This is a genomic window from Ciceribacter azotifigens, from assembly GCF_048159625.1.
In the GTDB taxonomy this organism is placed as follows: domain Bacteria; phylum Pseudomonadota; class Alphaproteobacteria; order Rhizobiales; family Rhizobiaceae; genus Allorhizobium; species Allorhizobium azotifigens.
In genome coordinates, this window is record NZ_JBLQTA010000004.1 from 16,115 (window position 1) to 33,252 (window position 17,138).

Here is a 17,138-nt window from a genome sequence, read left to right on the forward strand (position 1 = left end):
ATGCAGGAATTCTCTGCGACGTCGCTTTTTGCTCTATGCGACGTCGTCGCAAGCGCAGTCCGCCGCACGGGGCCTGTGCAATGTGGCGGAAAAGGAGACCGAAAAGCCATGGCAGACCGCATCATCGTTTATTGGCGCGACATCCCCGCCCAGGTGATCGTCAAGCAGGGCAGGAAGACGGCAAAACGCGAACTGTCGTTGCGTTTCACCGAGGCGATCGACATGTGCGCGATGCGCACCGGCGCCGCCGAAACCGACGACTATCTCGCCGAATGGCGCAAGGGCGACCACGTGCCGGTCTCCGACGATCTCGAAACCGAAGCCGACAAGGCTGCGGCCGCGATCGAAGAGGCATATGACAAGGCGCGGCTCGTCGCGCTCGTCCAGAAGGGAGGACGCGAGAATGGTTGACGGCAAACCCGGCCCCGGCAATGCGGCGCCGGCCAGGAAGGCGGCGACGGGAGCCTATACGCCGGCCGCGGTGTCGCCGAACCGCCGCGCCCGCCGTTCCTACACCATCCGTCTCTGGTCGGTGCGCCACTCGCGCTTCCTCGAATGGTTCTACGGTCGTTTCGCTGACGCCTTCCTGTGGCTGCATCCGCTCTGGAACCGCATCGGCTACGGCCGCGTCGAGCGGCCGGTGACCTTCGTCGAGCGCAACGTCAAGGGCCTGCTGTTCGACTGTCGCATGTGCGGCCAGTGCGTGCTGTCCTCGACCGGCATGTCCTGCCCTATGAACTGCCCGAAGCAGCTCCGGAACGGCCCCTGCGGCGGCGTCCGCGCCAACGGCCATTGCGAGGTCGAGCCCGACATGCCCTGCGTCTGGGTGCAGGCCTGGGCCGGCTCCCGCAACATGGTCAACGGCGATGCGATCCTCAAGGTCCAGAAGCCGGTGAACCAGTCGCTGCGCGAAACCTCGTCCTGGCTGCGCGTGACCGCCGAAGCCGCCGCTGCCCGCGAAAACGCCAAGAAGGGGGAGAACGCATGAGCCCCGACATCAATCCCGTCGATCCCGGCCTGCCGCTCGACCCGCTGCCCGGCCACTCCTCCCGCGGCCGCCTCGAACGCGTCCTGCGGCGCGGCGAATTCGCCGTCACCGCCGAACTCAATCCGCCCGACAGCGCCAATCCGCACGACGTCTACGAACGTGCGGCGATCTTCGACGGCTGGGTCGACGGCATCAACGCCGTCGATGCGTCGGGCGCCAACTGCCACATGTCCTCGGTCGGCATCTGCGCGCTTCTGACCCGCATGGGCTATGCGCCGATCATGCAGATCGCCTGCCGCGACAAGAACCGCATCGCCATCCAGGGCGACGTGCTCGGCGCCTCCGCCATGGGCGTGCAGAACATCCTCTGCCTCACCGGCGACGGCGTGCAGGCCGGCGACCAGCCGGGCGCCAAGCCCGTCTTCGATCTCGATTCCATGTCGCTGCTTGAAACCGTGCGCACCATGCGCGACGAGGCAAAATTCCTCTCCGGCCGCAAGCTCACGACGCCGCCGCAGGTCTTCCTCGGCGCCGCGATCAATCCGTTCGCGCCGCCTTACGACTTCCGCCCGTATCGGCTGGCCAAGAAGATCGCCGCCGGCGCCCAGTTCGTGCAGAGCCAGTATTGCTACGACGTGCCGATGCTGAGGGACTACATGCAGAAGGTCCGCGATCTCGGCCTCGACGAGAAATGCTTCATCCTCGTCGGCGTCGGCCCGCTGGCGTCCGCCAAGACCGCCAAGTGGATCCGCTCCAACGTGCCGGGCGTCCACATCCCGGACCACGTCATCGCCCGTCTCGAAGGGGCCCAGGACCAGAAGAAGGAAGGCAAGCAGCTCTGCATCGACATCATCAACGAGGTGAAGGAGATTGCAGGCATCTCCGGCATCCACGTGATGGCCTACCGCCAGGAGGAATATGTCGCCGAAATCGTTCACGAATCCGGCGTGCTGAAGGGCCGCAGGCCCTGGAAGCGCGAGCCGAACCCGGTCGACGCGCTTGTCGCCGAACGGCTGGAAGCGATCCGCGAGGAAAAGGTCGAGGACCAGCAGCAGCTCGCCGGCATCGCCGCCCAGCATCCCCATTGACCAGATCGAAAGCCGGCGCGACGCTCGCGCCGGCAACCGTCTTTTGAACCCATTGCCCGCGCGTTAGACTGCTCTCCCGCGCATCCGACCGGAGGAATGAAATGACCCGCACCATCGTCGCGTCCGCCACCCGCGAAATCGTCATCGGCTTCGACCAGCCGTTCTGCGTCATCGGCGAACGCATCAACCCCACCGGCCGCAAGAAGCTCGCCGCCGAGATGATGGAAGGCAACTTCGACACCGTCATCAAGGACGCGCTGGAACAGGTCGCCGCCGGCGCCACCATGCTCGACGTCAATGCCGGCGTCACCTCGGTCAATCCGAACGAGACGGAGCCCGGCCTCCTCGTCAAGACCATGGAGATCGTCCAGGGCCTCGTCGATGTGCCGCTCTCCATCGACAGCTCCGTGACCGCTGCCATCGAGGCCGCACTCAAGGTCGCCAAGGGCCGTCCGCTCATCAATTCCGTGACCGGCGAGGAAGAGAAGCTCGAAGCCATCCTGCCCCTCTGCGCCAAGTACAACGTGCCGGTCGTTGCGATCTCCAACGACGAGAGCGGCATTTCGCAGGACCCCGACGTCCGCTTCGCCGTCGCCAAGAAGATCGTCGAGCGCGCCGCCGACTACGGCATCAAGCCCTGCGACATCGTCGTCGACCCGCTCGTCATGCCGATCGGCGCCGTCGGCTCGGCCGGCCTGCAGGTCTTCGCCCTCGTCCGGCGCCTGCGCGAGGAACTGAAGGTCAACACCACCTGCGGCCTCTCCAACATCTCCTTCGGCCTGCCGCACCGCCACGGCATCAATGCCGGCTTCATCCCGATGGTCATCGGCGCCGGCATGACGTCGGCGATCATGAACCCCTGCCGTCCGCAGGAAATGGAGGCCGTGCGCGCCGCCAACGTGCTGAACGGCACCGACGAGAACTGCTACAACTGGATCAAGACTTACCGCGACTACAAGCCCGCCGAAGGCGGCGCTGCCGCCCCGGCCCCGGCTGCTGCCTCCGCCGGCGGCGGACGCCGCGGCGGCCGTGCCGCCCGCGTCGGCGCAGGTGCCGCCACCGAGTGATCCGGCACGCGTGACACCCTCTTCTCCCCGCCCGAGAGACGAGGAAGACCACCGGGGACAGACCTCTTGACGGAACGGTTCGCCGCAGCAACATGCGGCGAACCGTTTTTCGTCAGGCCTTTTCTTGCTCTACATCGACATCCTGACGAGCACGATCAGCATCGACGCCCGGATCACCACCACCGATCGACCCTGACATTTCGGCGCTTGCGTGTCGGCGCTTCCGCGGGCAAAAGTCCGGCGGACGCATCTCCATGTCGGAAATTGACGGACGTCAGCCGCCGGACCAGTGCAGTCTATCGAGAACGGCCGGCCCCGCGTCGGCAATGACGTTCGCACAGGAAAGACGAGTTCGACATGAGCGAAAGCCAGTCCAGGGATCCTCTCATCCTCTTCATGCCGTCCGGCAAGCGCGGCCGCTTCCCTGTCGGCACGCCGGTGCTGGAGGCAGCACGCCAGCTCGGCGTCTACGTCGAGAGCGTCTGCGGCGGCCGCGCCACCTGCGGACGCTGTCAGGTGGAGGTGCAGGAGGGCAATTTCGCCAAGCACGGTATCGTCTCCTCCAACGACCACATCTCTCCCGTCGGCCCGAAGGAGAAGCGCTACGCCGAGGTGCGCACGCTCCCCGAAGGCCGCCGCCTCTCCTGCTCCGCGACGATCGAGGGCGATCTCGTCATCGACGTGCCGCAGGATGCCGTGGTCAATGCCCAGGTGGTGCGCAAGGCGGCGAGCGACCGCGTCATCGAGCGCAATCCGGCCGTCCACCTCTGCTATGTCGAACTCGACGAACCCGACATGCACAAGCCGCTCGGCGATCTCGACCGGATGAAGATTGTTCTTGAAAAGGACTGGAACTACAGCGACCTGCAGGTGGAACCTAACCTTCTTTCTGAGGTCCAGAAGATCCTCCGCAAGGGCAACTGGTCCGTGACCGCGGCCATCCACCGCGACAGCCCGACCTCGCGCCCGACGATCGTCGCCCTCTGGCCCGGTCTGCACAACGAGGCCTACGGCCTTGCCTGCGACATCGGCTCGACCACCATCGCCATGCACCTCGTCTCGCTGCTGTCGGGCCGCGTCGTCGCCTCTTCCGGCGCCTCCAACCCGCAGATCCGCTTCGGCGAAGACCTGATGAGCCGCGTCTCCTACGTGATGATGAACCCGGACGGCCGCGAGGCGATGACGAAAGCCGTGCGCGAAGCGGTATCGGAACTCGTCGACAAGGTCTGCGCGGAGGGCGGCGTCTCGCGCTCGGACATCCTCGATTCGGTCTTCGTCGCCAATCCGATCATGCACCACCTGTTCCTCGGCATCGACCCGACCGAACTCGGCCAGGCGCCGTTCGCGCTCGCCGTCTCCGGCGCGGTCACCTGCCAGGCGAAGGACATCGGGCTCGCGCTGAACCCCGGCGCCCGCACCTATCTGCTGCCCTGCATCGCCGGCCATGTCGGGGCGGACGCCGCCGGCGCCACGCTGTCGGAAGGCCCGCACCGGCAGGACCGCATGATGCTGCTGGTCGACGTCGGCACCAATGCCGAGATCGTGCTCGGTAACCGCCAGCGCACGGTCGCCGCCTCCTCGCCCACCGGCCCGGCCTTCGAGGGCGCGGAAATCTCCTGCGGCCAGCGCGCCGCACCCGGCGCGATCGAGCGCGTGCGCATCGATCCGGAAACGCTCGAACCGCGCTTCAAGGTGATCGGCGTCGAACAATGGTCGGACGAGGACGGCTTTGCAGAGGCCGCGGAAAAGACCGGCATCACAGGCATCTGTGGCTCGGCGATCATCGAGGTCGTCGCCGAAATGTATCTCTCCGGCGTCATCTCCGCCGACGGCGTCGTCGACGGCTCGCTGACAGCGAAAAGCCCGCGCATCCTCGAAAACGGCCGGACCTTCTCCTACCTGCTGCATGAGGGCGCCCAGAAGATCACCGTCACCCAGAACGACGTCCGCGCCATCCAGCTTGCCAAGGCGGCACTCTATGCCGGCATCAAGCTGCTGATGGAAAAGCAGGGCGTCGAGACCGTCGACACCATCCGCTTCGCCGGTGCCTTCGGCTCCTTCATCGATCCGAAATACGCAATGGTCCTCGGCCTCATCCCCGATTGCGACCTCTCCGAGGTCAAGGCGGTCGGCAATGCCGCCGGGACCGGCGCGCTGATGGCACTCCTCAACCGCGACCACCGCCGCGAAATCGAGGAGACGGTCAGGCGCATCGAGAAGATCGAGACCGCGCTCGAACCCCACTTCCAGCAGCTCTTCATCGACGCCATGGCGCTGCCGAACAAGGTCGATCCCTTCCCGAAACTCGCCACCGCCGTCACGCTCCCCGAACGCAAGCTCCTCGCGGACGGCGACGCCGAAGGCGGCGGACGCAGGAGACGACGGGTCAGGGAGTAAGGGCGTACCGTGTTGTGCTATCTGACAAACTGGTAATCCAACACGACCCTGCAGTGCTCGTTCAGCATCATGAAGTCCGTTCCCGACGAAACCGGTTCGCTCCCCTCGCTTGTCGCCATATGCCAATCGAGCAAGAATCCTCCATGATGTCCCCTGGTCACGTCGGTTAGAAAGAAACCGTATCCCGCCGCGCGCACCCATTTCGCATGAGCATCGGCTATCCGCCGTTCAAGCTCGTCGTAGCCCTTCACGCTCATTGAGGGGGTGTGGTGGACCGCATCCGGCGCAAAAAGGTGTTCGATCGCCGACCGTCGAGCCTGCGCGTCGGGTTCGTTCCACAGACTGACATAGTGAACGGCTATGGCGTGCTGCATTACGTCCTCGGTCATGGATGAAGCTCCTCTCATTCCGAAGTGTTGCCTTCGATCACAAGTTTGCCTGTGGCTCCGCCCGCGATGAGGTAACCATATGCTGCGCTTGCGTCGTCAAAAGGAAAGACTCGACTGATTGTCGGGCGATGTCGGTGGTCCGCCACGGCCCGCATCATGTCTTCTGCATCTTCCCGACTGCCAACGGCCAGTCTGCGGATGGTCACCAAACGCCCCATCAAAACGCCTGGATCGAATGCCGCATCGCCAAGTGGAAACGCACCTGCTAGCGCGATTTCAGCGTCAAGTCCGCACGCCATAATCGACCGCATCAATGTCGGTGGCCCGACCGCGTCAACCACATGATCAACGCCACGCCCGGCGGTCAACTGCAGGACACTAGCACTCCAGTCATCCGCCGCAGCGGCAACGACAACATGATCAGCGCCGAGCCTGCGCATCAGCGCAGCTTTGGCCGGATTGGTCGTAACCGAGATGACACGGGCGCCGGCCAGTCGCGCAAACTGGATAGCGAACAGTGCGACGCCTCCGCCGCCCACGACCAGACATTGCTCGCCGGGCAGCAGTGGGCGGCCCTTCATGATTGCGGACCAGGCTGTTAGCCCTGCGCAGGGGTAGCAAGCGGCCTCTTCAAAAGACAGATGCTCGGGAATTTTGACCAGCCCGCTCTCGTCTGCCACATGGTATGTTGTCAACCAGCCATCATGCGTGGCACCGAATTGGTGAACCGCGGACTCGCGCGTCAACCGCCCACCGAACCAGCGCATGAAGTAGGTGCTGCAGACCCGATCACCGACCACGAAGCGGCTGACATTCGCTCCAACCTCGACAACCTCGCCCGCACCGTCCGAAAGAGGAACGACCGCCGCTTTCACCGGTATCGGATAGACCCCGTTCATGATCATCACGTCGCGATAGTTGAGCGCGGCTGCTCGCACCCGAATCGTCACGTCATATGCACCACCTGCCGGTATTGCTTCATCATGTCTCTCAATGCCCTCCGGGCTGCCAAAACGGACCAGACGAAAATTTCGCATCACTGTTACCTCGTTTCCCTTGGAGTTGAGGTATCACGCTTGCGGTGGACTTTTGATGCCTGAAAGTCCAATATATATATCCAATCGTACAGGAGTTCTGGGTGGATCCAATCGCAAATCTGCTTGCCGCGACCCGCGTCGAAACGGCGCTGTATGCCAGACTGGATGTCGGTGCGCCCTGGGGCGTGGCCTTCGCTGCGGGAGAGACCGCACGTTTTGGGCTGGTAATTGAAGGCGAGTGCCTCTTTTCGATTGCCGGTCAGACATTCCGCCTCGGCGCAGGTGAATGCTTTGTCGTCCCACACGGAGACGGTTTTCACCTTCAAGACCAAGATGGCTCTGCAATGAAGTCATGCGCTGAAACGGTGCGTGATCACATTGGCGAAAGTGTCCGACTAGGCGGCGATGGCGCACGCGCATCGATCGTCGCCGGATGGTTTCGCTTCGAGCCAGCCAGCGGCAAGCCTTTACTCGACATCTTGCCGCAACATCTCGTCTGCAGGCTCGACGTCGAACGGGCTCGCACCCTGCCGGCGGTGCTCGACTTGCTCAATGTAGAGACGCAAAGCCCCAGCCTCGGCAGCAGGCTGGTCGTTAGTCGGTTGGTCGACATCATCCTTATTCAGGCGTTGCGCTTCCATGCCGCGAATGCTCGACAGACGGGCTGGATCGGCGCGATGTTTGATCGCAAGATTGGCGCTGCGCTTGACGCTTTGCATCGCGACGTCCAGCGGGACTGGGATGTGTCAACGCTTGCAAAGATCTGTGGTATGTCCCGCTCGGCTTTCGCCGCCGCATTCCGCGAAAAGGTTGGATCCACGCCAATCGATTACCTGACCGAATGGCGCATGCATCGGGCGGCCACTTTACTGAGGGAAACGAGGGAATCGGTGTCTGTGGTGGCACATGCCGTCGGCTACGAATCGGAACCGTCCTTCATTCGGGCCTTTGCCAAGCGCATGAGCTTATCCCCCGCTGCATATAGGGCCGCACACCGTGAGGCCAGGATGGTGGCACAACCTCCCAACGCTTCTAGGGTCTTGAAGGCTTCTGACGAAGATATCCCGGGCGTCGACTTGCTGCAGTGATGTTGCCGTCGGACAAACCACAATCACCTCCGACACTCCCCTCAGCCCAAAATCCCCGGCGCCGCCTCGACCATCTTCGGCAGCGCCTCGAGCTTTTCCCCGCGCACCGACGCGTGATAGGCGACCTTGAGGTCGGAAAGGCCGCGGAACGCCAGGATCTGCCGCTTGAGCACCTTCACCCAGCCATTGCCGTAGATCCATTTCAGGAAGACGGTCGGCGTGTCCGAGGCGATCACCACGCTCGCCTTCCGCCCTTTCGTCAGCGGCTTGGGAGGCGCCTTGCCCTCGATGTACTGGAACGTCACGCAGGGCAGGAACACGCGGTCGATCAGTCCCGTCAGCCGCGCCGGTGCCGCGCCGCCGGCCGGCAGGATGCTCCGCCAGTTCATCACGATCTGGATCGCCGGCGCCACCTCTCCCGGTCGATCAAAGCCTCGCCAGATTCGCCACCCACCGCGCGGCCGCGGCGGCGAGCACCTCCGCGGGAAAGCCGGAGAAGCCGATGACGAGGCCCTGCCGGCCTGCGCCTCCGTCATACATCGGCGAAAGCGCACGCAAGCCGAAGCCGTGCGCAGCGGCGAAGAGCACATGTTCGGCATCGCTGCGGCCGGGCGGCGCCTCCACCACCATGTGCAGGCCTTGTTCCGGCGTTGTCACCGCCATGCCGGCATCCTCAAGCACGCCGGTCAGCGCATCGCGCGCCGCCCGCACCCGCCGCCGGGCGCGTTTCACATGCGCGGCGAAATGGCCCTCGCGCAGGAATTCGGCGAGCGCGCTTTCGAAGAGCGTCGAGGGAAACCGGTCCGTCAGCCGGCGCACCTCGAGGATACGCCCGACGAGCGATCGCGGCACCACCATGTAGCCGATCCGGAAGCCCGGCATCAGCGTCTTCGAAAACGTGCCGACATAGATCACCCGCCCCTCGCCGTCGATGCCCTGCAGCGAGGTGAGCGGCGGCCCGGAAAAGCGGAACTCGCTGTCGTAGTCGTCCTCGATGACGAAGGCGTCGTTGTGCCGCGCCCAGTCGATCAGCTTGAGCCGCCGGGCCATGGTGAGCGTCACGCCGAGCGGATACTGGTGCGAAGGCGTCACATAGGCCGCACGCGCCCGCGGTTGCAGCGCCTCGCCGGCCGCCACGTCCATGCCCTCGGCGTCGACCGGCACCGCGGTCAGGGCGAGACCGGCAGCGGCAAGTGCCGCCTTCGCCATCGGATAGCACGGGTCCTCGACCCAGACCGGATCGCCCGGCCGCAGCAACGAGCGGATCATGAGGTCCAGCGCCTGCTGGCTCCCGGAGGTCATGATCACCTGGTCGGGCTCGCAGCGCACCCCGCGCGCCGCACGTAGATAGGCGGCAATCTCGACCCTCAAATCCTCGCCGCCCGCCGGGTCGCCGTAGTGATAGTGCCGGGCGGAAGGTTGTGTCAGGTGCCGGTTGAGGAGCGTGCGGAAGGTGCGGATCGTCATCTCGTCGGCGGTCGAGCAACCGAGTGCGCCGGGAAGCGGCCCTTGCGGTTCTGGCGGGCGTGTCCGCGCGCGGACCGGCCGGCCGGCGGTGTTCGGCACGGCGCGGGCCACATAGGTTCCGGCCCCCACACGCGCCTCGGCGAAGCCGTCGGCGATCAGCATCTCATAAGCCGCCACCGCCGCGCCCCGCGAAAGCCGGAACCGCGCGGCGAGGTCGCGCGTCGTCGGCAGCTTGGCGCCGGGCGGCAGACCGCCCTCCTCGATCAGCCGGCGGATTTCCGCGTAGAGCGCCTGCGGCCGCGCGCCCTCCTCCGGCAGCACCGGCATGAGGATCGACCAGTCCGGCAGATTGGTTTGCAAATTATCCATGAAAGTGGACCTGTTTCGGACCAATGTCGTCCGTTAGCTGTGGCTCGAAACAGCCAAGGACGCAAGCGAGAATCCGCAATGAACGAGCAGCCGAGACAAACCGCCTTCCCCGTCAGCCCGAAAAACCGCATCAGGCGCCTGCACGAGCGCGGCAGCTACGATCGGGCGGTGATCTATCCGATCCTCGACGCCGCCTTCCTCTGCCACGTCGCCTACGTGATCGACGGACAGCCCTTCTGTACGCCGACCATCCACTGGCGCGAGGGCGACCGGCTCTACTGGCACGGCTCGTCGGCAAGCCGCATGCTGCGGCAGTTGAAGAAAGGCACGCCTGTCTGCCTCACCGTCAGTCATCTCGACGGCCTGGTGCTCGCCCGCTCCGGCTTCAACCATTCCGCCAATTACCGCTCCGCCATGTGCTTCGGCACGGCGCACATCGTCGAGGAACCGGAAGAGAAGGCGCACGCCCTGAAGGCGATTGTCGACCGCTTCTATCCCGGCCGCACCGCCGAACTCCGCCCCGACGACGCGCAGGAGCTGAAGGCGACCATGGTCATCGGCATGGAGATCGAGGAAGCCTCGGCGAAGGCGCGCGCCAAGGGTGTGGGCGACGACGAGGCGGATTACGGCCATCCCGCCTGGGCCGGCGTCATTCCGGTCCAGACGGTGATCGGCGCCCCGGAAATTTCGCCGCACGTTCCGCCGGGCGTCGCCTTCCCCGCCCACCTTGCGCATTTTCGCGAGGGCCGCAGGCTCGACGACGTGCTCACCGAAAGCCAGTCGCTCTATGAGCGCACGGCGGACGAAGGCTGATGTGTCAGGCGGCCATCCCGATCATCTCGGAATAGGCGTAGCGGATGCTGTCGGCCACCGCGTCGATCGTCTCCGAGGTTTCCTGCCCCTTGAGCAGGCGGACCTCGAAGCTGCCGAGATCGGGAAGTCCGTGCTTGGAGCCGAGCGCCACCATGTCGGCGGTCAGGTAGCTGCGCGGCAGCGGCGCGACGGCGAGGTCGGCGATCACCGCGGCGCGCTGCGCCATGCTGTGGGCGGAGAGATAGGCGATCCGGTAGGGCCGCTTGTCGCGGTCAAGCCTCGACAGCGCGTCCGCCCGCCAGCAGCAGCCGTCCTCCCAGATCGACACCGGCAGCGGATCGCGCAGATGCGCTGTGCCGCATTTGGCGGCGGCCCAGACCAGCTGCTCCTTGTGCACCACCTCGCCCTCGATCGAGGTCGTTCCGGGCGCGGTATTGATGAGCGTCAGGTCGAGCCGTTGTTCGGCGAGCCGCCGGCGCAGCGCCCCGCTGCTGTCGACGGTCAGGTCGACCATGATCAGCGGATAGACCTCGGCGAAGCGCTTGAGGATCGTCGGCATGAACCGTTCACCGATGTCGTCCGGCGCGCCGAGCCGAACCACGCCCTTCATCTCGGGCATGCGGAAGCGGCCGACCGCCTCGTTGGAGAGCGCCAGCATCCGCCGGGCATAGGGCAACAGCGTCTCGCCGCTCTCCGTCAGCGTCACCGAACGGGCGTCGCGCAGGAAGAGCGTCGTGTCGAGCTGTTCCTCGAGCTTCTTGATCTGCATGGAAACCGCCGACGGCGTCCGGAAGACGGTATCGGCCGCGGTGGTGAAGCTGCCGGTCTCGGCGATCGCGACGAACGTTCTCAGCACATCGTTGTCGAGCAGCGGCAGGGGTTGGCGCATTGTCAGAGTCATCGTGGGCTCCGTCGGTGGCTAAATCAATTAATTTGAATGTAACCAACATATCATTTCGTTTGCTTGAATGTCAATCGCGGTTCATCCTTCCCTCATACAGTCATCGCTGAAGGAGGAAGCCATGCGGTTCACATCGCTCTCGCAGAAAATCCCGGATCTCGGCGTCACCCGCGCGCTGAGGAAGATCGCCGCCCGCAACGCGCGCCGGCGCAGCATCCGGCTGATGGAAGCCCTGCCGCGCTCCGTGCAAAGGGATGTCGGCTGGCCCGAGATCGTCCGCCGGACGGAGGCCTATCACCGGGAAACGCATCACTGGATGTGATTTCAGGCATCAGAAACATTCGTTTGATTGATGAATGCACGGAGGGCATACCGGCAACGTCTGCGGCGCAGGCGTTGCAGAAACGAGGAGATCACCATGACACTGGCAAGCTTCGGCACCACCGCCGGCAGCCGGACATTCCGGCGGCCTCTCTCTCTGGCCGCACTCACGGCCCCTCTCGCCTCCGCCGCGACGCAGCTGCGCCGTTGGCACGACCGCCGCCGCACGGAACGCGCGCTGGAGGGCATGCCGCTCGACCTGCGCAAGGACATCGGCTGGCCTTCCGCCATTCCGCAGCAGCGTCCGGCACGATCCGCACGCTCACGCGCCTGATTGCGACATGGCGGCGGCCCGCCCGCCGCCGTCTCCCGGCGGAAGGCGCACGCACGCATCCGCCAGATGTGTGTGCAACGCCTTGCAATTCCCGGGATATCCGCCCGCCGGCCGGTTTGCGGCGGGAACGGGATATAGGGACGGCCGTCCTGCATCAGGAAATGTCGCTATTTCGCGCCTCCCGGAGTGTGGATGTCGCTTTCCTTTACGATCATGTCGCTTTAAGGATATCGAGGTGACCGTTTCCCAGCGAGGAATAGGCATCGCCGCCTGATCCGGATTGCCGCCATGAGCAAAAGCCCACTCAAGAAACGTTCCCTCGTCTTCTTCCTCGTGCCGCAGTTCACGCTGCTGCCGTTTGCCGGCGCCGTCGAGACGCTGCGCATCGCCAACCGCATGCTCGGCTATGACGCCTACGAATGGCGCATCGCCTCGGCCGACGGCCAGCGGGTGCTCTCCTCGAGCGGCATCGGCATCGAGGTCAACACCGCGCTTGCCGACGAGCGCCGCTTCCTCTCGGGCGAGAACAGGCCGAGCATGGTGCTCGTCTGTTCGGGCATCGACGTCGAGACCTTCTCCAACAAGTCGGTCAATGCCTGGCTGCGCGAGGCCTATAACCGCGGCGCCGCCGTCGGCAGCCTCTGTACCGGCGCCCATGTGCTGGCCCAGGCAGGCCTCCTCAACGGCAAGCGCTGCGCCATCCACTGGGAGAACCTGCCGGGCTTCTCCGAGAGCTTCCCGCAGGCCGAGGTCTATGCCGATCTCTACGAGGTCGACGGCAATCTCTATACCTGCGCTGGCGGCACCGCCTCGCTCGACATGATGCTGAACCTCATCGGCCAGGATTTCGGCGAAGGCCTCGTCAACCGCGTCTGCGAGCAGCACCTGACCGACCGCGTGCGCAGCGCCAACGACCGCCAGCGCCTGCCGCTTCGCGCCCGCCTCGGCGTCCAGAACGGCAAGGTCCTCTCGATCATCGAACTCATGGAGAGCAATCTCTCCGAGCCGCTGTCGCTTCTGGAGATCGCCGATCACGCCGGTCTTTCCCGCCGCCAGATCGAGCGCCTCTTCCGCCAGGAAATGGGTCGCTCGCCCGCCCGCTACTATCTCGAAATCCGCCTCGACCGCGCCCGCCATCTGCTGGTGCAGTCATCGATGCCGGTCGTCGAGGTGGCGGTCGCCTGCGGCTTCGTCTCCGCCTCGCACTTCTCCAAGTGCTATCGCGAGGTCTACAACCGCTCTCCGCAGCAGGAGCGGGCCGAGCGCAAGCTGATGTCGGCGCGCACCGCCGGGCCGACGACCACGGCGGTGGCGGCATAAACCGCTTGTGGCGGCGTAAGCCGCCTCAGCCGTAGAGGCTCCAGAAGAAGCGCAGCGAAACGACGATCAGGAAGGCGGCGAAACCGAATTCCAGCTGCCGTTTGCTCATCGCATGCGCCAGCCGTGCCCCGATCGGCGTCACCACCATCGCCACCGGTATGATCAGCGCGAACGCGATCCAGTTGACGAAGCCGGTGGAGAGCGGCGGCAGCCCCGCCTCGCCCCAGCCGGCCGCGATATAGCCGATCAGCGCCGGGATCGAGATCAGCACGCCGACGCCGGAAGACGTCGCCACCGCCTGGTGGATCGGCCGCCGGTAGAGCGTCATGAAGGTATTGTTGAGCACGCCGCCGCCGATCCCCATCAGCCCGGAGATCACACCGAAAGCCGTGCCGACGGCGAAGCGTGCCGGCTCGCCGGGCAGGTCGTCGCCGAGGTGCAGACGGTTGGTCAGGAAGATCATGCGGGCGGCGAGCATCAGCGCGATCACGGCGAAGATCAGCCGCAGCATTTCGCTCGACGCATGCGAGACGACGACGGTCGCCAGCACCGCGCCCAGCGGCACCGCGACGATCCAGCCCTTCAGCAGTTCCATGTCGACCACGCCGCGCTTGCGGTGCGCGGTGAAGGAGCGGATCGAGGTCGGCACGATGATCGCCGTCGACGTCCCGACCGCCAGATGCATGATGACGGCCGGATCGATGCCCACATAGCCGAAGACCTGGTAAAAGACCGGCACCAGCACGGCGCCGCCGCCGATGCCGAGCAGGCCGGCCAGCAGTCCGGCAAGCGCCCCGGCGAAGACCAGCAGCACGGCGAAAAAGACGAGATCGGGCAAGGTCGACATGAGCTTTCCTTCGGCGCCCGCGTCGGCCGCGCGGGAGACGAGGCACCGCCGGCACGCCCGTGCGCCCTCTCCCGGCCGTCACGGGTCAGGTATCGGATTTCGGCCCGCGGGCGCGGCCGGAGCCGATCCGCCGCACGCAGGCCGTCGAGGTCATACCAAGTCTCGATGATATGAACCGATTGCGTGGGACCGGAGACGTCCGTCCGGCGCGAAGCATACCGCAGAGCGATGCCGAAGCATCGCGCGAGGATTGCGACAAAGCCGGCGGGCGAAATCCGGCCCATCCGGAGGACCGGACGACTTTGCTCCCCGGTCGTCGTCGAAAATCCTCACCGGACCACGAGGTCCGATTGCGGTTTTCTCCTAGCCGGAAACCAAAATCATCCGGCGCAATCGGTTCATATCATCGAGACTTGGTATTATGGGCTTAATCCATCTGCGCGCCGCCGCAAGGCCGCGCGGGGCGCTGGCGGTACGCCCGCCGCCCGATCGGCTACAGCTCGCCGTCCGCCGTCTGCGGCGCTCCGGGCTGCACGATGACCGGGTTGTCGGTGCCGATCCCGTCGACCACCGGCTGCTCGGTATTGCTTTCGACGATCGTCATCGGCCCGGTCGGCACCGGCTCGGCCGTCTCTTCCGCCGCAGCCGCATCGCCGCCCGCCACGCCGAGCCCGGCGTCGATGTTGATCCCCTCCTCGGGAACGGCATAGGCATCGCCGCCGTTTCCGGCCGACGCCTGATCGGGGGCATCGTCGAGCGGCGCGCTCGCGACCGGCATGGCCGCCGCCTGACCGCTGTTGGTCCCTGCGAGATTGGGTGTGTCGAGATAGTCGATCGCCTGCGCACCGTTGTTGCGGACAGGGTTCGCGGAATAGGCGCTCTCCTCCACCTCCTCGCGGTCGACACGCCCCACCCGGCCGATCAGCCGGCGGCCGGAAGTCTCCGCCCCGACCGGCCCTTCGAGCATGGCCGAATCGGAGGTGTCGCCGATCTCCGCCGGCGGGATCAGTTCGTCGGACATGCATCCGGCCAGCGCCGTTCCGGACGCCAGCACCAGCATCGAACGCTGCAGAAAGGAAACGAACGCCATACCAGGACCCACTCTGCCGCCGCCGGCCATCCGGCAAGTTCTCGCAAAAAGCTTACGGACAAGCCGTAAACGTTTCGTTGTCCCTCTCGCGCAGGCCGGGCGGATCGCGGCCGCTGCACCCTTGCGCCGGAGACAAGTCTCCCCTTCGAGGGTCGCAATTGCGGAGACGGGCGATTTTGCCTAATCAGGTCCGGCAGCATTGTCCTGCGGTTCTGCAGTACCGGAGTCCGGCCCATGCGAGCGCGGCCGCGGCAATCTCCGGCCCGCCGGCACATGCCACGAAACGAAGGAATCGACATCATGACCGACACCGCCAGGCCCTGTGGCGAACTCACCCTGCGCACCCTTGCCATGCCCGGCGACGCCAACGCCGCCGGCGACATCTTCGGCGGCTGGGTCATGGCGCAGATGGACCTCGCCTGCGGTATCCGCGCCGCCGAGCGCGCCCGCGGCCGCGTCGTTACTGCGGCGGTCAAGGAGATGGCCTTCGACATGCCGGTCAAGATCGGCGATACGCTCTGCGTCTATACGGATATCGCCAGGGTTGGCCGCACCTCGATCACGCTCTCCGTCGAGGTCTGGGCGCAGCGCTACCTCACCCACTCGATGGAAAAGGTCACCGCCGCCACCTTCGTCATGGTGGCGCTCGACGCCGCCGGCAACCCGACCCCGGTTCCGGCAGCCTGACGAGAGGCTTCCCCCCTTGGCGGGTGCGCCGAGTCGCCTCTCCCTTGGTGTCCAAAGCGGAGGCCTTCCAGTACAGAGATATGTCCGAGGCACCCGGCGGCACATGAAAGGTCGTCATCCTCGGGCTTGACCCGAGGATCCACGGACTCCCTCAGGCCCCTCACGCCCGGAAGATCAGCGCAGCGCCGAGCGCGATCAGCGCGAAGCCCGCGGCATGGCCCCAGGTCAGAGATTCCTTCAGCCAGAAGACCGAGAAGCCGGAGAAGACCAGCAGGGTGATCACCTCCTGGATGGTTTTCAGCTGGGCAGCGGAATAGACCTGCGCGCCGATGCGGTTTGCCGGCACCGCGAGGCAGTATTCGAAGAAGGCGATCCCCCAGCTGACGAGGATCGCGGCGAAGATCGCGCTGTGGCGGAACTTCAGGTGGCCGTACCAGGCAAACGTCATGAACACGTTGGAAAGGGACAGCAGAACGATCGGCCAGATCGCCGCCGGATTGAGAAGAGTGGGCATGAAACACCGGAATGACTGAGTGGGAGCAAGCCCCGCGACCGCTGCCGCGAATCGCCGGAACGGCAAACAAACTGTCCGAAGGGCGGTAAAATACCAAGCACTTTTCCGTCCGGATCGCCTGCCCCTTCCCCGGAGCCGGGAACTGCTCCGCCTCTTGCGGGACGGCGCCGGTACGATCCCACCTCCCCCCTTGCGGGGGAGGAAGAAAAATCGAGGGCTTAGGCGTGCGCAAGCCGCCTAAACCTCAGATTTTTCAGGTGAGGGGCTCGGTATCGCGCCGCCCAACTCTTCCACCTTCACTCCGGCCCGAAGCCGGAGTCCTCGAGCCGAAAGTACTCTCCTCCGCACCACCGAAAAGGCCCTCGCGCGACCAGCAATACGGCGTGGATCCTCGGGTCAAGCCCGAGGATGACAACCTTTC

General features: G+C 65.4%; 19 protein-coding genes. 11 read left to right on the top strand and 8 right to left on the bottom strand.

Annotated elements, in window-relative coordinates; genetic code table 11:
* The first annotated feature begins 108 nt into the window (after window positions 1-108).
* The 5 genes from ACM6UT_RS07415 to ACM6UT_RS07435 all read left to right on the top strand — a co-directional run bounded on the left by ACM6UT_RS07415 (window position 109) and on the right by ACM6UT_RS07435 (window position 5,540).
* Complete coding sequence (locus tag ACM6UT_RS07415) at window positions 109-411, top strand: virulence factor (protein WP_416796712.1); 303 nt, start codon at window positions 109-111, stop codon at window positions 409-411.
* Window positions 404-988, top strand: coding sequence for a methylenetetrahydrofolate reductase C-terminal domain-containing protein (locus ACM6UT_RS07420; protein ID WP_416796713.1), 585 nt, complete (start codon window positions 404-406; stop codon window positions 986-988). Before ACM6UT_RS07415 ends, ACM6UT_RS07420 begins: the two co-directional genes overlap by 8 nt.
* The gene (locus ACM6UT_RS07425) at window positions 985-2,076 is read left to right on the top strand and encodes a methylenetetrahydrofolate reductase (protein WP_416796714.1); all 1,092 of its coding nucleotides are present in this window, start codon (window positions 985-987) and stop codon (window positions 2,074-2,076) included. Before ACM6UT_RS07420 ends, ACM6UT_RS07425 begins: the two co-directional genes overlap by 4 nt.
* Before the next feature lie 101 nt (window positions 2,077-2,177).
* Window positions 2,178-3,143, top strand: a complete 966-nt coding sequence (locus ACM6UT_RS07430) for a methyltetrahydrofolate cobalamin methyltransferase (protein ID WP_416796715.1) — start codon at window positions 2,178-2,180, stop codon at window positions 3,141-3,143.
* Between the two features lie 357 nt (window positions 3,144-3,500).
* A complete protein-coding gene (locus ACM6UT_RS07435; protein ID WP_416796716.1) occupies window positions 3,501-5,540 on the top strand; it encodes an ASKHA domain-containing protein in 2,040 nt (679 codons plus the stop codon).
* A gap of 17 nt (window positions 5,541-5,557) precedes the next feature.
* Here ACM6UT_RS07435 and ACM6UT_RS07440 read toward each other — a convergent pair whose 3' ends face one another.
* Both ACM6UT_RS07440 and ACM6UT_RS07445 read right to left on the bottom strand, forming a co-directional pair.
* A complete protein-coding gene (locus ACM6UT_RS07440) occupies window positions 5,558-5,929 on the bottom strand; it encodes a hypothetical protein (protein WP_416796717.1) in 372 nt (123 codons plus the stop codon).
* 14 nt (window positions 5,930-5,943) lie between these two features.
* A complete protein-coding gene (locus tag ACM6UT_RS07445) occupies window positions 5,944-6,966 on the bottom strand; it encodes a zinc-dependent alcohol dehydrogenase family protein (RefSeq protein WP_416796718.1) in 1,023 nt (340 codons plus the stop codon).
* 101 nt (window positions 6,967-7,067) lie between these two features.
* On the opposite strand from ACM6UT_RS07445, the gene ACM6UT_RS07450 reads away from it, so the two are divergent.
* Window positions 7,068-8,054, top strand: coding sequence for an AraC family transcriptional regulator (locus tag ACM6UT_RS07450; protein ID WP_416796719.1), 987 nt, complete (start codon window positions 7,068-7,070; stop codon window positions 8,052-8,054).
* Between the two features lie 41 nt (window positions 8,055-8,095).
* Here ACM6UT_RS07450 and ACM6UT_RS07455 read toward each other — a convergent pair whose 3' ends face one another.
* Window positions 8,096-8,467, bottom strand: a complete 372-nt coding sequence (locus ACM6UT_RS07455) for an NAD(P)H-dependent oxidoreductase (protein WP_416796720.1) — start codon at window positions 8,465-8,467, stop codon at window positions 8,096-8,098.
* Between the two features lie 13 nt (window positions 8,468-8,480).
* Window positions 8,481-9,890, bottom strand: a complete 1,410-nt coding sequence (pdxR, locus tag ACM6UT_RS07460) for a MocR-like pyridoxine biosynthesis transcription factor PdxR (protein ID WP_416796721.1) — start codon at window positions 9,888-9,890, stop codon at window positions 8,481-8,483.
* A 78-nt stretch (window positions 9,891-9,968) separates the two neighbouring features.
* On the opposite strand from pdxR, the gene ACM6UT_RS07465 reads away from it, so the two are divergent.
* On the top strand, window positions 9,969-10,703 hold the full coding sequence (locus ACM6UT_RS07465) for a pyridoxamine 5'-phosphate oxidase family protein (RefSeq protein ID WP_416796722.1): 735 nt from the start codon (window positions 9,969-9,971) through the stop codon (window positions 10,701-10,703).
* 4 nt (window positions 10,704-10,707) lie between these two features.
* Here the strand turns inward: ACM6UT_RS07465 and ACM6UT_RS07470 are convergent, their stop codons facing one another.
* Window positions 10,708-11,604: a LysR family transcriptional regulator gene (locus ACM6UT_RS07470; protein ID WP_416796723.1), complete on the bottom strand. Its 897-nt coding sequence runs from the start codon at window positions 11,602-11,604 to the stop codon at window positions 10,708-10,710.
* A gap of 121 nt (window positions 11,605-11,725) precedes the next feature.
* Here ACM6UT_RS07470 and ACM6UT_RS07475 point away from each other — a divergent pair, with 121 nt between their 5' ends.
* From ACM6UT_RS07475 to ACM6UT_RS07485, 3 genes are all read left to right on the top strand, one after another.
* The gene (locus tag ACM6UT_RS07475) at window positions 11,726-11,926 is read left to right on the top strand and encodes a hypothetical protein (RefSeq protein ID WP_416796724.1); all 201 of its coding nucleotides are present in this window, start codon (window positions 11,726-11,728) and stop codon (window positions 11,924-11,926) included.
* Window positions 11,927-12,022: 96 nt separating this feature from the next.
* Entirely contained in the window at window positions 12,023-12,259 is a 237-nt protein-coding gene (locus ACM6UT_RS07480) for a hypothetical protein (protein ID WP_416796725.1), read from the top strand.
* Window positions 12,260-12,547: 288 nt separating this feature from the next.
* Window positions 12,548-13,579, top strand: a complete 1,032-nt coding sequence (locus tag ACM6UT_RS07485) for a GlxA family transcriptional regulator (RefSeq protein WP_416796726.1) — start codon at window positions 12,548-12,550, stop codon at window positions 13,577-13,579.
* Between the two features lie 25 nt (window positions 13,580-13,604).
* On the opposite strand, the gene ACM6UT_RS07490 is transcribed toward ACM6UT_RS07485, so the two are convergent.
* Both ACM6UT_RS07490 and ACM6UT_RS07495 read right to left on the bottom strand, forming a co-directional pair.
* A complete protein-coding gene (locus tag ACM6UT_RS07490) occupies window positions 13,605-14,426 on the bottom strand; it encodes a sulfite exporter TauE/SafE family protein (protein WP_416796727.1) in 822 nt (273 codons plus the stop codon).
* Between the two features lie 493 nt (window positions 14,427-14,919).
* Window positions 14,920-15,516, bottom strand: a complete 597-nt coding sequence (locus tag ACM6UT_RS07495; protein ID WP_416796728.1) for a hypothetical protein — start codon at window positions 15,514-15,516, stop codon at window positions 14,920-14,922.
* A 300-nt stretch (window positions 15,517-15,816) separates the two neighbouring features.
* On the opposite strand from ACM6UT_RS07495, the gene ACM6UT_RS07500 reads away from it, so the two are divergent.
* Entirely contained in the window at window positions 15,817-16,203 is a 387-nt protein-coding gene (locus tag ACM6UT_RS07500) for an acyl-CoA thioesterase (protein ID WP_416796729.1), read from the top strand.
* Window positions 16,204-16,363: 160 nt separating this feature from the next.
* On the opposite strand, the gene ACM6UT_RS07505 is transcribed toward ACM6UT_RS07500, so the two are convergent.
* A complete protein-coding gene (locus ACM6UT_RS07505) occupies window positions 16,364-16,717 on the bottom strand; it encodes a DMT family protein (RefSeq protein ID WP_416796730.1) in 354 nt (117 codons plus the stop codon).
* Between the last annotated feature and the right edge of the window lie 421 nt (window positions 16,718-17,138).